Source organism: Solitalea canadensis DSM 3403, from assembly GCF_000242635.2.
In the GTDB taxonomy this organism is placed as follows: Bacteria; Bacteroidota; Bacteroidia; order Sphingobacteriales; family Sphingobacteriaceae; genus Solitalea; species Solitalea canadensis.
This window is the reverse complement of record NC_017770.1, coordinates 162,208-176,917: the sequence shown is the minus strand read 5'-3', so window position 1 is coordinate 176,917 and position 14,710 is coordinate 162,208. Positions and strand designations below refer to the sequence as shown.

At 37.0% G+C, this 14,710-nt stretch carries 11 protein-coding genes; 5 read left to right on the top strand and 6 right to left on the bottom strand.

The window, feature by feature from the left end:
• Positions 1–35: 35 nt before the first annotated feature.
• Positions 36–173 (bottom strand): hypothetical protein, encoded by a 138-nt coding sequence (locus SOLCA_RS22650; protein ID WP_174270025.1) that lies wholly within the window; start codon positions 171–173, stop codon positions 36–38.
• Positions 174–514: 341 nt separating this feature from the next.
• On the opposite strand from SOLCA_RS22650, the gene SOLCA_RS00650 reads away from it, so the two are divergent.
• Both SOLCA_RS00650 and SOLCA_RS23315 read left to right on the top strand, forming a co-directional pair.
• Positions 515–2,761: a Piwi domain-containing protein gene (locus SOLCA_RS00650; RefSeq protein WP_014678514.1), complete on the top strand. Its 2,247-nt coding sequence runs from the start codon at positions 515–517 to the stop codon at positions 2,759–2,761.
• Complete coding sequence (locus SOLCA_RS23315) at positions 2,749–3,630, top strand: hypothetical protein (RefSeq protein WP_014678513.1); 882 nt, start codon at positions 2,749–2,751, stop codon at positions 3,628–3,630. The genes SOLCA_RS00650 and SOLCA_RS23315 overlap by 13 nt, the downstream gene beginning before the upstream one ends.
• A 138-nt stretch (positions 3,631–3,768) precedes the next feature.
• Here the strand turns inward: SOLCA_RS23315 and SOLCA_RS00640 are convergent, their stop codons facing one another.
• Both SOLCA_RS00640 and SOLCA_RS00635 read right to left on the bottom strand, forming a co-directional pair.
• On the bottom strand, positions 3,769–5,070 hold the full coding sequence (locus SOLCA_RS00640; RefSeq protein WP_014678512.1) for a RagB/SusD family nutrient uptake outer membrane protein: 1,302 nt from the start codon (positions 5,068–5,070) through the stop codon (positions 3,769–3,771).
• Between the two features lie 16 nt (positions 5,071–5,086).
• Positions 5,087–8,212, bottom strand: coding sequence for a SusC/RagA family TonB-linked outer membrane protein (locus tag SOLCA_RS00635; protein ID WP_014678511.1), 3,126 nt, complete (start codon positions 8,210–8,212; stop codon positions 5,087–5,089).
• Positions 8,213–8,495: 283 nt separating this feature from the next.
• Here SOLCA_RS00635 and SOLCA_RS00630 point away from each other — a divergent pair, with 283 nt between their 5' ends.
• Complete coding sequence (locus SOLCA_RS00630; protein ID WP_042479093.1) at positions 8,496–8,837, top strand: RNA polymerase sigma factor; 342 nt, start codon at positions 8,496–8,498, stop codon at positions 8,835–8,837.
• Between the two features lie 185 nt (positions 8,838–9,022).
• Positions 9,023–10,279, top strand: a complete 1,257-nt coding sequence (locus SOLCA_RS00625; RefSeq protein ID WP_014678509.1) for a pyridoxal-dependent decarboxylase — start codon at positions 9,023–9,025, stop codon at positions 10,277–10,279.
• Between the two features lie 137 nt (positions 10,280–10,416).
• Here SOLCA_RS00625 and SOLCA_RS00620 read toward each other — a convergent pair whose 3' ends face one another.
• From SOLCA_RS00620 to SOLCA_RS00610, 3 genes are read right to left on the bottom strand one after another with little or no spacing between them, the layout of a single operon-like run.
• Positions 10,417–10,869, bottom strand: a complete 453-nt coding sequence (locus tag SOLCA_RS00620) for a hypothetical protein (protein ID WP_014678508.1) — start codon at positions 10,867–10,869, stop codon at positions 10,417–10,419.
• Positions 10,870–10,921: 52 nt separating this feature from the next.
• Positions 10,922–11,653 carry a LytR/AlgR family response regulator transcription factor gene (locus SOLCA_RS00615; RefSeq protein ID WP_014678507.1) on the bottom strand — a complete coding sequence of 244 codons (732 nt, stop codon included), beginning with the start codon at positions 11,651–11,653 and terminating at the stop codon, positions 10,922–10,924.
• Complete coding sequence (locus SOLCA_RS00610) at positions 11,643–12,398, bottom strand: sensor histidine kinase (protein WP_157604482.1); 756 nt, start codon at positions 12,396–12,398, stop codon at positions 11,643–11,645. The genes SOLCA_RS00615 and SOLCA_RS00610 overlap by 11 nt, the downstream gene beginning before the upstream one ends.
• A gap of 454 nt (positions 12,399–12,852) precedes the next feature.
• On the opposite strand from SOLCA_RS00610, the gene SOLCA_RS00605 reads away from it, so the two are divergent.
• Entirely contained in the window at positions 12,853–14,706 is a 1,854-nt protein-coding gene (locus SOLCA_RS00605; RefSeq protein WP_014678505.1) for an alpha-amylase family glycosyl hydrolase, read from the top strand.
• Positions 14,707–14,710: the final 4 nt, after the last annotated feature.

The window sequence follows — 14,710 nt, the reverse complement described above, 5'->3', positions numbered from 1 at the left end:
CAACTAACTTTTACACGAGAAAAAATCTATAACGTTTATTCTAAAAACTCAACTTCAATCAAACCTGGTTGTCCTGCGTAATTTCTCGCACTGCTGTACCGATAATGCTCAGGTTCGTCAACAATGCCTGCTGTAACCGGATTATTATGCAGATAGTCCAATTTCTGTTGCATAAACCGATTAGTGATTAATTCTTCTGGATGTATACAACTCTTTTCGATTTTCTACCTCACTTATAATTTTATAGCTATTTACCGAAAGTGACGCTACACTGAACATTTTCTAGTACAACCAAAGTTCAAATAATATAACGTTAGTTTTTGGAAATAAAATGCTTAAACTATGATTTGTTGATAAATTATTTAATTACAATGATCAATTATTATTTATTTTGATCAACTCTTAATTATGAAGAAACTACCTATTAAAGACATCGTAGACTTAGGCGAAAATCAGAAAGAAGTAAAAAAAATCGATTTTATAGAAGCAGCATCTAACCAATAGCGTTATTTAAATGAACCTTGCAAGTAATATATTCTCAATTGAACTTTCATTTGATAAATTCAACATTCAAAGAATACCCTGGAGTGATGGTAAACTAGACCAACTTCGTAAAGAACACAATCAGAATTATTCCTTTTTTAAAAAAGGCGAATACATCTATATTTCACCTGCAGAAGAAAATCTCACCATCTTAGGTGAATTGATAACACTTAAAGTCGATGAAGAGCCCCTGATTATTGGATCTCTGATCAGACATATATTTTTTCGAGCCTTTAAGAATCAGTTTCCCAAGATTAAACCAACTTTTAATCCTTTCACCTTCCCTTCTACGAAAGATGAACACAACCTCATTCTTGATGAGTTACCTAATAATTTAAAGTCTACCATCTCATACAAAAAGTTAAACGAGATTGATATTAAACGTTCAGAAATTAATGGAAGAAAAAAATTCTTACTGATTATCGGTAGTTCTTATAAATGGGCTTTAAGACAAAATTGCCAATGGCTACAGGAACAAGGGTTTGATATATCAACGCTTGAAGTGGCCAGATTAATAAAATATGAAAATAGCCAAGAAGTAGTAGCGCCAACATTTCAAGCAATTGGCCGGGTTATTTCATCGTATGATTCCGTTGCTACTGTTGAAACAAATGATGGTAACCAAACTTTTAATTTAAAAGATCTTTATCTGAATAAGACCCATGATAACATCAGATTATATTTGGAATTTGTGTTAGGAGCAACAAGAGCTGAAAGTATATTATCAACTGTCAAGCAGAAGGAGTTTTCGAGAAATGACCCTTATATTTTAAATAAAGAAATTTCTCAAATATCTAAGGTAATTTCAGAAATTGAGTACAAGAATGGTGATGGATTTACTTTTCTAATTTCTAAAAACAGCACAGTCGAGTTTCCAACACTTCAACTTGAAAGCCCAAAGTACCTTTTCGATATATCTTTTACAAAGACGGATTCTTCACCAATAAAAGGCTTAGCGCAGTTTGGACCGTATGATTATGGAAAATATTTTGAAGTAAGCCATCCAAAAGTTTTGGTTGTCTGTCATAGAAATTCTAGTGGAGCATTTACACAATTTCTTGGTCGTCTCAAAGATGGTTTTAGCGAAGCTCCGACATTCACACAAGGTATTTTGAAGCTATATCGTCTCCTCGCCATAGATTTTCATTTCGTGGAAGTAGATTCATTTACGAAAGACAGTTTTATGACTGCGATAAAAGGTGCAGTAGAGCTAACCAATAAAGATTTTGATATAGCGATTATAGAAACGAAAGAAGAGTTCAAAAGGAATAGTCCGTCTGAGGATATTTACTGGTTAGCAAAATCATATTTACTTCAACATGCTATAACAGTACAGTTTATAAAAGAAACAAATGCAAGAAATCCGAAATTTATCTTGGATTCCTGCGCTTTACAAATATACGCTAAGCTTGGAGGAACGCCATGGATTTTGCCGTCAAGTCCAAACATAGCTCACGAACTTATTGTTGGCATCGGTAGCTCGCTAATCCGCGATAATATTTATGCAGGTGCACAGCAGCACAAAGTAGTGGGAATTACAACTTTTTTCAACGCTGACGGTAAATATATATTTAGCAATAAATCAAAAGAAGTTGCTTATCAGGATTATTTTCAGGAATTGCTGACTAGTCTAAAGGGTTCTATTGATATAATATCAAAAGAGCAGGCATGGAATGATAGAGAAATTGTCCGTATTATCTTCCATGTTTTTAAACCCATGAAAGACCTTGAAGTTGAGGTTGTGGGAAAATTGATTGCTCAATATCCTCAATATGATATAAAATTTGCTTTCGTGTCTTTTGGTGAACATCATCCGTATATGATTTTTGATCTCGATCAAAAAGGTCTGTCATCTCGATACACCAGCCATGTAAAAGGAAAGCTTACGCCTGCACGAGGAACTAATTTAATGCTTGAACCAGGAGTATGCCTTCTCCAACTCAAAGGACCAGAAGATGTAAAAACTGATAAGCAAGGCTTTACAGGTCCATTATTAATAAGGATACACCGTAAATCAACTTTCACTGATGCTTCATATATTGTTCAACAGGTCTATCGATTAACAAATATATCCTATCGAACTTTCAAACCCTCACAACTACCTGTGACATTATTTTACGCCTCGTTGATCACTGAACAACTTAACAAATTAAAGTCAATTGATGGGTGGAATGCTTCGTTTATTAAGTCCCAAAGAAACAAAAAATGGTTTATATAGAAGAGCATTCAGCATACTTACAGCGACTAAAACAATCTCCGTTGGCACCTCTCCTAAATGAGATATTGTATGAACCTGTAGCTAACTATTCACTAGAAACGCATAATGCGAATGAAGTAGCGGTCAGTTTAATTATTTGTGTTAAGACGAATAATAAAGTACACGCAGAACAAATTCTGAATCAATTTTCAAAACGTAAAATCAATAAGGAAAGTCACTGGATTTATGATAATTTCATAGTTTTTAGCCTTGTTTGTGCAGTGCATAAATTTAATCTTCCTGTTCATTGGATTAGGGAAACTATCAATGTAACATATTCCCAAGCTAATCCCATAGATAAGAAAATTAAGGATACTTTCAGGAATATTCTGACTGGCAATTACAATAGTAAGGGCGATTATCACCAGATATCATTAGTCTATCAGTTTCTTGCAAAAAATGAAAATCCTGATGATAACCGAATAAATGAAATGTATATCGAACTTTGGGAAGCAACATTTCCATTTACGGAGGACGATTTCATAAATGTTATCTCATTAAAAGCAATAGAGATAGCTTTCTTAAAAAAAGCATTGTTAAGCCCAGATAGGTTCATATTGATGGAGAATTTTATTCCAAATTTTAAAAAACGAACTGAAATTTTGGCAAATATTTCATCTTGGCTATTGATTGCATTCATTACAATCGTTTCATTTTATATTCTTTGGCTTATTTACGAAAAAAATAGCTATCCATTACTCTCTAAAGTACTGTTCTTTCTACTCAGTATTTCTGGTTTTGGGGTAAGTATTTTTTGGGGTTGGAAAAAGGGGCTTAGCAGGTTCATCATTACATTTATAAATAAAACCTTTGGATATCCAAGCGAATGATAAATTTTACTTTATAAATCAAAAGTGATCTTCGCTCACCACTTTCGAGAACGGATGAGATCACAAGCTTAACAGTCATAAAAAAGGCTTTTAGAAACCCTCTAAAAGCCTTTTATAAATTTCATACTACATTACATATCAAAACGCCGGATCAGGCGGAGTATTAGGATTATTATCCCTTTCCGAAAACGGATATGGGAATAAAGCCCGTTTCATCTCTGTGACTGGTCGGCCGAATCGTCGCATGTCGATCAACTTTAAGCCCGACATGTATAATTCAATACAACGATGCTTATAAATTAAATCCAGCAGTTCCTGCTGCGAGGCAACACTGGCTATTGGTGGGAGTGCAGCTCCTACGCCAAATGGATCAGTTAACGCTGTTTTTGTCACCACTTTGTTCAATTCTGCTAAACCATTTACCAAATCGCCCTGACGTGCATACGCTTCTGCTTTAGTTAAGGTTATTTCACCAGTTAAGTAAACCGGAAATGAAGTATTGGCAGCAACTGCAAAACCCTTTATTCTAAACCGGGGAGCAATTGTTGGATTGATAGTGGTATAAAAAGACACGCGTTGGTCAGCGAATTCAGGCTGTAAACCCACAGGAAGGCCTAACGTTGAGTCAACCGGTTGATAAACATTATTAGTTGCTGTTGCCGTTTGGAAAATCGGATTTAGTGTTATTGCATCAAAGTTAAACGTTGATTTTTTGGTAAGATCAATCGCGTTTGCCGTGCTAAGCGCCAGGGCATTGTTACCTACATATAATGCATATCGCGCTTTTAAAGCATTAAGCATACTAACGATATCAATTCCGGCAGGTATGGCACTTAAAAATGTGGAGCTCATAGGATTGGCCGCAATAAGCGTCAACGCCTTATCAATATCAGCGATTGCCCGGTTAAATCCAGCTTCACTTGTAATAAATCCTACGTTAACTCCATTGCCATCGGGTACATGATCCCAATACATGGCTAAATCACCTAAAGCGATTGCTTTGAATATAGTGGCATAGGCTATTAATCCACTTGCGTAATTTTTATCATTTAATTTCTCGGCATTAACAATTACCCTATCGGCATCAAAAATGATTTTATTACTGCTTGCCCATAGGCCTGTTATAATCGTGTTAGTGCCATCTAAGGTACTTCCTCCGGCATTTAGCTGACCTTCAGCCACATTTCCCGGATTCACCAAAAGCAATTCCTTAGTCACAAACCCATTAGCAGTTACCACATTATACATTGAACTTGCCCGTTCAAATGTATATACACGTTGTAAACCTGTTACCACAGCCGTTAACCCTGATGGAGAATTAAAAACCTCCTCGGGCACCGCTTTCTGTGGATCCAGGTACTCTTTGTTACATGCAAAAACAATAAGACTGACTAACCCAATCTTTACGTATGATGAAAATTTCATGATATGTTGTTTCATAATGTTCGATTTTAGATTAAAATTTAGCCTGAAGTCCAATGCTGAACGTTCTTGGAATTGGAACAGAGCCAAAATCAATACCCCGCAAAACAGTGCTTTGACCGGCGGCATTAACCTCAGGGTCGTACCCTTTATAATCATCCCATGAAATCAAATTCCGGCCACTTACATTAAGGCTTAAATCTTTGAAGAACTTAACTTTTCCAAAACTATACCCTAAAGAGATTTCACGAAGTTTTATAAAAGAACCATCATCAATTCGCCATTCTTCAATATTATAAACTCCTGAAATGTAACCTCTAGGCAATTGTCCATTATGTTCTTGCTCGGCCACTAAACCATTACCAACACCCTGGCGGGTTCTCCAATCGGCATTAAAAACATCCACACCTTGCACAGCATCTAATTGGATACGCAATGTGAGTTTCTTGAAGGAAAAATCATTTACAAAAGAAGCGGTATAATCAGGATTTGGGTCACCAATAATTTTACGTAAAGTAGTTCCGGTGGCTAATGGCAAACCATTTGCATCACGTTGTACCGTAACATCTAATGGACCATTTTGAATACCCCTTTCTGTTAATGGAATGCCGCTCGGGTTAAGTATCCAATTACCAGATCCATCCGTTGCAAAGTAAGTACCGTAGAAAACACCAACAGGTTGGCCTTCAATAATGGCAACCGGAGCTCCTGCGTTGGTACTCAACAATAAAAGCGGTTGACTTAGATCATATGCTTTATTTCTATTTCGGTTAAAAATAAAACTAGCATTCCAGCTAAAGTCATTAGTGCGCACCGGAACCACATTCAGTACCACTTCGAAGCCTTTATTTTCAAGTGAACCAAAATTGTCTTGTAAACTTGTGTAACCAGTAGTAGGTGCAATTATGGTTGGAAATAATAGGTCGTTCACCCGTTTTTTATACCAGTTAAACGTAACTCCAATTCTATTTTTCAAGAATGAAAGGTCCGTTCCTATTTCCAATTCTTGCTGACGTTCGGGTTTTATTTGCGGATTAGTCAGTTGAATGCTAGAATAAAGTGATGATTTACCAAGGTAAGGTTGGGCATTGTACCCGTTAAAGCGATCATACGCACCTATACCGGTAAGGTTACCCGATTCACCATAAGCGATACGAAGTTTAAACAAATCCCACCAATCCGAAGCCCCCAACTTTTCCCAATATTGAGTGGATGATAGCACATAGCTCAGATTTCCTTTTAAATAAACCTGGTTACGTTCGTCTTGTCCAAACACAGAAGATCCATCTACCCTTATAGCTCCGGTTACAAATAAGTGATCTTTATATTTAAAATTTTGTTGCAAGAAGGCACCTGATATCCAAAGTTCAGTTCTGGTATCAATTCCTGCAATTGGAGTACTTGCCCCGTTTACTGTTTCGATTAAAGGCACCAGCCCTCTGCCCTGTAATAATGAATAGGTCCCTTTTTCATATTGGTAGGAATACCCTAGCTGGGTAGTAGAACCCCAGTCACTGTTAATATCGACGGTATAAGTTCCATTAATTTCATTATTAAACTGCAAAACATTGTTACTTGCCTTGCCACTATATCCATTTCGCGTAGGATCTAAGGTTGGACCGCCTCCAAAAAATGCATCGCTAACATTATAGGGGTAGGCAGGAATAAACGTTGTTCCATTTTGGGAGTAATTATCAATCCCTGCAGTATAATCAAGAGTAAGATTCTTTATAGGAAAAACTTTAATTCCCAGATTTCCCAATACCCTATTTGTCTCTTGCCGTTGCTCGATATCATCTATGACAGATAAGGGATTTACACGACCTCTTTCCCCTACAGCTTTCAGATTGCCTGATACATCCCGGGTGTAAATGTCATGGAAGTTACCAATGATGGTCACAGAGTTCATGGGAGAAAAAAATGAGTTACCATCAGGTTTTTCACTAGCAGAACTATTAATGTAATTCAGTCCTGCAGTAAGAGATGCCCATTTTGTTAATTTCTGGTCAAGGTTTGCCCTAAAATTAAACCTTTTGAAATCAGTATTCTGCACTATACCTTCATTAGAAAAATAGGATAGTGAAGTATAATACTTGGTTTCTTCTTTACCTCCACTAACCGAAATATTGTTATCCGTACCTGTTGCCGTTTGAAAAATATCATTCTGATAATCATAGCGGGTTACAGGTGTAGTATTAATTAATGCTGGTGTTAAAATATCCTGTGTTTGAACATCCGGCGAACCTCCAAACTTGGTTGGAGCATGGCTAACATCTATTTTTTTACGAAGTTCACTAATTGTTAAACTGGTAGAAAAACTTACAACCGGGGCCCCTGCGCTTCCTCTTTTTGTAAAAATCTGTACAACACCCGCATTGGCTCTGGACCCATAAATAGCTGCTGCTGCTGCACCGTTTAGCACTTCAATCCGATCTATATCTGCCGGATTGATATCCACCATCCTGTTTTGGCCAATATTTCCTACAAAATCATTCCGATCATAATTAGCCGTTGTGTTGGTAACCCTTGTGGTTGAATTATTGACTATCACTCCGTCTACAATATACAAAGGCTCTGATGATGAGTTTACAGAACTTATACCCCGTAAACGCACAGACATTCCACCGGCGGGATCACCGGAGTTTTGAGTAATCTGGGCACCTGCGGTTTTACCTTGTAATGCGGCCAATGCATTTGTAGCAACACCCTTATTCAACTGGTCGGCACTGACTGAACTCACGTAGCTACCTAATTGTTTACGTGTAGTACCGGCAGATGTTCCGGTAACGATCACTTCATCCAAACCTCTTACGTCTTCTGAGAGTTCACCGCTTACCGTAACACTAAGATCACTGCCTAATGTCACAGCTTTGCGTTGGGTCTTATAGCCCAATAATGAAAATTCGAGCGTGTAGGTAGCCGAATTAAGCGTTGCCGGCAAGGAAAAACGCCCGTCGATATTGGTTGAAGTAGCAAAATTGTTGTTTTGCACCTTTACGAGCACTCCGGGCAGAGGCTCTTTTTTTAAGTCGGTTACAACTCCTGAAATAACATACTTATTGGACTGACCTGCTGCAAACTGTGGAGGTAATAACAAACAAATTAATGATAATAAAGCGGTGGATAATGGTAGCCACCTCCATAAGTGGAATTTTGTCATACTTTAACATTAATTAAGATTAAACCAGATGAGTTATTTTAATTTCCTTGCATGTTTGTGCGTTTTATTTTTAAATCATTTATAATCAAGATAATAAAATTATCCTTAACTCAAAGCTCGTGCGGTATTAATATTAATTATTAATTAAAATGTTAACCAAACATGAAGAATACAGCTTCTTTGTCCTAATAAAAGCTATTGACAGTAGCGTCAAAAATGCATCATTTTGGTATTGAACTGTGCTTTATTTCATTTAGTCGCTTTCCGCGAGACTGACTTTTTCATGGAGAGTTTGGTTTTAAAAGGTATTCAAGAATGCTTCGCATGTTTTTCTGCAGCATTTCAGCTGTGTAAAATTGAAGGTAGAAGTTATGAAGAAGTAGCCAAGATTTTGGGAATCTCAACGGCTACAGTAAATAGCCATATGACCAAATCGTTGCAATCCATAAGGGAATTTATCCTGAAGCATCAGGATTTATTGATTTTACTGATGACTTCTTATATAGTATTGCATACAAGCACAACTTACAAGCAAGTCGATTTGATGAATGGCCGAAACTTAAATCAAGTTGAAAATCCTGTTTCGCTTTATAGATTTACTAATTCGCAAAATTCCCCTTCATAAGTTTTAAGAGTTTTTTAATAAGACTGCGGATGAAAGACGGCTTTTGAAAAGCCTTTTTAATAGATGCTTCTCTCCGAATATAAAACCACCATTGATACAATGTCAAATCATTTTTAGTCTTATTTACTCCCATCATTTAATGAATACTCTTACTTTTGCCTCACCTAAATCATAAACTTATTTTCATGTATTGGAAAAAGCTCACCCAGAACGAGATTAAAGAAACGATCTTTAGCGCTTTAACTAAAAACTCTAATTATCGTGATGAGATAATTTTTGGAGTACCCGGCACTTTCCTTGATAGCGAACAATTCTATCCTGATGCTCCGTTTTTAAAGGATTCTCCTTATTTATCGGTACTGGTAAATAATCCTAATCACATTGGCTGCCATACGTTGTCGGATGAACCAGTTGAAGAACTATTTGCCGGAACACATGAAATTGAAAAGGACCTGATAAAGTTGTGTGCCGAGCAGCTGTTTAAAGCTGAAACGAATAGTGTTGATGGTTATGTTGCTCCCGGAGGAACTGAAGCTAATATTCAGGCGATGTGGGTGTATCGTAATTATTTCGTGAAAGAATTTGGGGCTAAGATTGACGAAATTGCATTGGTCTACTCTCAGGACAGCCACTATTCGATGCCTAAAGGTGGAAATATTCTTAATCTGCAGTCGGTTATTGTTGAAGTAGAAGAGGAAACCCGATCGATTAAGCAATCTGACCTTGAGACCAAAGTTAACCAGGCTCTTACCAATGGAATAAAATACTTTATAGTGATTGCGAACATGTCGACCACTATGTTTGGTTCCGTTGATGATGTTGATCATCTTGCGGCATATTTTGACTCTCTAAACGTTGAGTTTAAATTACACGTTGATGGAGCTTATGGTGGATTTATTTACCCTTTCACCAATTTAAATAGTCACTATACCTTCCAAAACAAACATATTACCTCCTTTACCTGCGACGGGCATAAAATGCTGCAAACGCCTTATGGCACCGGCTTATTTTTGATTCGTAAAGGTTTTATGGAATATGTTTGTACCGATGAGGCTCAATACATACCAGGTAAGGATTATACGATTTGTGGAAGCCGCTCCGGTGCTAATGCCATTTCAATCTGGATGGTGTTAATGACTCACGGATCTGCCGGATGGCAATATAAAATGGAATCTTTATGTGATCGCGCCAGCCGGATTTGCAATAAACTGGATGAACTCGGCATCAAGTATTTCCATAATCCGTTTATCAATATTATCACGATTAAAAACGGTTATATATCGAGACAATTAGCAGAAAAATATCACCTGGTTGCCGACAGCTATGAGTTTGAAGCTAAATGGTGGAAAATTGTTGTAATGCCTCACGTAAAGCAGGGTTATATCGATAGTTTTCTGCAGGAGATCGAGGCCGAACGGAAGGCTTTAACAATTGATCAATAAGCTTTAATAGCTTTCAAAGTATTAAATATAGAAAAGCCTGATCTGATTGATTAGGCTATTATTTCTAATAAGATTTTGGTTTGTCTTATTCTTATTATGTTAATGAGTTTAAGAATTGTTTAGAAGATATTGCATATCTACCTTACTATCTTTTTCATTTTTATTGTATCTGATTGTTTTCTAAATCCGATTAAATAATCATTTCTAATTTTCATGAGCGTTGAATCCGTGGTCAGAATCCATTCGCCATTTTTGAATTGGCAATTTCCATCCAAAAAATTCAATGATAAACCTTGTACAGTTGAGTACGACAAGCTAAACTCATTTATTTCTTTCCACCGGACTAAATCAAAAACAGTATCACCTTTTGTAAATTTCCAACTTTCCAATCTTCTATTCTGATGACGATCTATACCTTCAGCAAACAGAAAATACATCAAAATTGAGGCTATTATTGAGTTCAATACAAATAATCCAGAAAGTTCTTTTTTCTTAAAGAGATAGAGCCCGCTTGCAATAATCAGATTTATTACAAATACAATTGGAATACATAAATAAATCGCAATCGATACACTTGGATCAAGGTCCATCGTATACCCAAAGCCATATTCAAAAATCTCCCCAAAACACCCTGTTTAAGACTCACCCATTCAAGCTAATCGAACGCAGCAATTTATTAACCTCACCACTATAAAACCGGCCGATCGACAACTGCTTGCCTTCAATGGTTATAGTATGGCTATTGAAGGCTGTTACTTTAGGAACTGAGACTAAAAATGAGCGATGAATTCTGCAAAAAACATTCTCGGGCAGCTTCTCCTCCATTTCTGTAATCGTCTGATAGGTTTTAAAACAGCCCTTACCGGTTGTGTAGATTAATAAACAATTACCCTGCGATTCAAAATACAGGATATCATCTAAAAATAATTTCATCAGCTTTCGTTCGCATTTCACAAAAACAAAAGGCTTTTCGGTTATCGACAATTCAGTTGGTTCCGCAATTGGCATCAACTGACGTATTTTGTTAAACTTATTAATTGCCTTGGAGAAACGAGCTAACGAAACAGGTTTTAACAGGTAATCAATAGCCTCCAACTCAAAACCGTCAACAGCATATTCTGTATAGGCAGTTGTAAAAATCACTGCTACATCAGAAGGTAACGTTTTTGCAAATTCAATTCCCGTTTTACCCGGCAGGTTAATGTCTAAGAACACCAGATCGATCTTCTCTGTTCTCAAAACAGACATTGCATTTAACGGACTTACATAACTTCCTTTTAACACTAAAAAAGGAAACTTTGCAATATGCATTTCCAGGAGGCGCGAAGCGGGTAATTCGTCTTCTATAATTATGCAACTGATTTTATGCAACATTATTCATTTTCAACTTTAACGAAACAAAAAAACTGGACACATTATTTTTAACCGTTAACTGGTGTTGATCGGGGTATAATAATTCTAATCGGCGTTGAACATTAGCGATGCCCACCCCACTTTTAGAAGTGTCAGCTACTTGAGTAACAAGACTGTCTTCCGGTAAACTATTTTCAATCTTAACAACCAACCAATCATCATTAACATTTATTGAGATGGTAATCCAGGCCATTGAATGTGCATCACTTAAGCAGTATTTATAACTATTTTCGACAAAAGGAAGGATAAGGAAAGGCTCTATATGATAGCCATCCACCTTCCCAAAAACGCTTAGACTCATTTCAAGTCGATTGTCAAACCGAAGCTGCTGCAGATCAATATAATTTTTGAGGTATAAAATCTCTTCTTCCAGAGATACAGTTTTCCGATTTACATCATAAACTGAAAAACGTAGTAAATCTGAAATTTTAAGCACGATTTCGGCCGAGTCGTTCGATTTATCTAAAATTTTCAGGTACAAACTGTTGAGTACGTTAAATAAAAAATGCGGCTGAAGCTGGCTACGCAATGAGAATAACTCGGCTTGTAGTTTTTCTGACTGTATAGCCTGAACTTTACTCTTTTCTTCAGCAAGATGATAAAACAGTTTCAGCGCCAATGGGATGGTTACCACAAATTGCAGCTTAATCACATTGTATAGATAAACCGGTACCGAAAATAAAGGCTCCGGCTGCCAATGCTTCATAAAATACCGAATGATTAACTGATTATCTATTAGCCGCTGAATAAAGGCAAAGAACAAAATCAGAAGAACATAAATTAGAATAAACTCAGCAGATCTCCTCTTAAATATTAATTGCGGCATTAATACTTCTACAATCAATAAAACAAAAACTATCCGCGGACCAACACTTAACAGCTCATTCGTTAAAGACGTTAAAAAATCCTTATCAGGCATGCCCTGGATTAAACTGAGCAGTAAGATGTATCCTATCCAATAAACCGAATACAACTTGACTTTTTGTGTTATGGATAGTTTATACATTATTATTAAGGGCTTTAATTCCAAAAATAAAAGCTTTAGTGCCAGTCTCGAATGTTGTTCACAACGCAAAAGCGGTTGTATAAATAGGTTGCTTTGGACGATTACTAAACTAAAATATCTTTCCCATCACAATACTAATCTAAAAAGTAACAAAATGAAAAAAGCACTATTGCTATGGATGGTATTTATGTCCATCTCTGTAATTACCATCGCTCAAAAGATAGAGGTTTACCCAACCAACTGGTGGGTAGGAATGAAAATGAATTCGATTCAATTACTTGTTCGCAGTACAACGGATGAGTTTTCTTCGGATAAGGTAACCATCAACTATCCCGGAATAAACGTTTTAAAAACACATCAGTTTACCAATAAAAATTACATTGCAGTTGATATTACCATAGCCCCTGAAACAGTACCCGGTGAAGTTATCATCCAATGTATGCAGAAAGGAAAAACCAAGAACATAAAATGGTCATTAGGCAAAAGAAAAGCCGGGCTTGGAACCGAATATGCTCAAGGGGTTAACTCATCCGATTTTATTGACCTTATTATGGTGGATCGTTTTAGTAATGGTGACGAAACCAACGATAAGGTGGCGGGTATGAGGGATCAGGCACTGAACCGGAAAGAAATGTACGACAGACATGGAGGCGATTTGCAAGGTGTAATTAATCACCTCGATTATCTTCAGGACTTAGGTGTTACAACACTTTGGTTTACGCCAATTTTAGAAAACAATATGGATAATCGGACTGAACATGGTTATTCAATTACAGATCATTATAAAGTAGATGCACGTTACGGAGGAAATGAGCTTTATATAAAACTGAGCAATCAACTCCATCAACGCGGCATGAAACTCATTGCCGATATCGTCTATAATCATTTCGGTTCTTATCATTTTTTAGCTCAAGACCCTCCTGCCAACGATTGGGTACATCTATGGCCTGAATACACGCAAACCAGCTACAGAGAACAGGCCTTATTTGATCCCTATGCGTCTAAAGCCGACCGGAAGAAAATGAGTGATGGGTGGTTTGATAAAATGATGCCAGATATAAACCAGGAAAATGAATACATGGCCAATTTCATCATTCAAAACAGTATTTGGCAAATAGAAGAATTTGGAATTGATGGCGTTAGGTTGGATACTTATACCTACAACAACCTGGAGTTTGCTAACAAATGCAATCAGGCATTAATGACCGAATATCCGAAACTAACCATTTTTGGAGAAGCAATGGTGCATGGTGTTGTTAATCAGGCCTATTTTGAGGATAACAATATCAATACCCCTTTTAAAAGCAATTTGCAATCGGTGGTTGATTTCCAATCGCTGTACTACGGAATTATACCGGCGCTAACACAACCTTTTGGCTGGACAGATGGAGTTAACCGATTGTATTATACACTTAGCAGTGATTTTCTGAGCAAGAACCCTATGCAAAAAGTACTCCTGTTGGATAATCATGATGAGCCACGTTTTTTCTCAGTTGTTGGTGAAAACGCAGAGAAACAAAAAATCGGTTATCAATGGCTACTCACCTGCCGCGGTATTCCTCAATTGTATTACGGTTCAGAAATTTTGATGAAAGGCTTTAAAGCTCCTGATGGATTAGTAAGGAGTGATTTTCCGGGAGGATTTAAGGGTGATGAGAAAAACGCTTTTACAGGAAAAGGACTTACCGATGCCGAAAAAGCAAACCAGGAATTAGTTAGAAAACTGGCCAACTATCGCAAAAAATCTTCTGCCATTACCAGCGGAAAGTTAATGCACTACGTACCGGTTGATGGCTTGTATGTGTATTTCAGGTACGATGATAATCAAACGGTGATGTGTGTGATGAATACCGCTAATTCGTCCAAAGCAATTGACTTTGCAAAGTACGATGAACGTACTGAAGGTTTTAAAACAGCTCGAAACGTAATTTCTGAATACCAGTTGGACGTTTCAGCAGTCGCGACTATTCCCGCCATGAGCATGTGGGTGTTGGAATTACAAAAATAATTCA

Bases quoted from the DNA above. Each gene is read 5' to 3' on its own strand.
- SOLCA_RS00635 (WP_014678511.1), bottom strand. From the start codon at position 8,212: ATGACAAAATTCCACTTATGGAGGTGGCTACCATTATCCACCGCTTTA.
- SOLCA_RS00625 (WP_014678509.1), top strand. From the start codon at position 9,023: ATGTATTGGAAAAAGCTCACCCAGAACGAGATTAAAGAAACGATCTTT.
- SOLCA_RS22650 (WP_174270025.1), bottom strand. From the start codon at position 173: ATGCAACAGAAATTGGACTATCTGCATAATAATCCGGTTACAGCAGGC.
- SOLCA_RS23315 (WP_014678513.1), top strand. From the start codon at position 2,749: ATGGTTTATATAGAAGAGCATTCAGCATACTTACAGCGACTAAAACAA.
- SOLCA_RS00640 (WP_014678512.1), bottom strand. From the start codon at position 5,070: ATGAAACAACATATCATGAAATTTTCATCATACGTAAAGATTGGGTTA.
- SOLCA_RS00605 (WP_014678505.1), top strand. From the start codon at position 12,853: ATGAAAAAAGCACTATTGCTATGGATGGTATTTATGTCCATCTCTGTA.
- SOLCA_RS00615 (WP_014678507.1), bottom strand. From the start codon at position 11,653: ATGTTGCATAAAATCAGTTGCATAATTATAGAAGACGAATTACCCGCT.
- SOLCA_RS00630 (WP_042479093.1), top strand. From the start codon at position 8,496: ATGGAGAGTTTGGTTTTAAAAGGTATTCAAGAATGCTTCGCATGTTTT.
- SOLCA_RS00650 (WP_014678514.1), top strand. From the start codon at position 515: ATGAACCTTGCAAGTAATATATTCTCAATTGAACTTTCATTTGATAAA.
- SOLCA_RS00610 (WP_157604482.1), bottom strand. From the start codon at position 12,398: ATGAAGCATTGGCAGCCGGAGCCTTTATTTTCGGTACCGGTTTATCTA.
- SOLCA_RS00620 (WP_014678508.1), bottom strand. From the start codon at position 10,869: ATGGACCTTGATCCAAGTGTATCGATTGCGATTTATTTATGTATTCCA.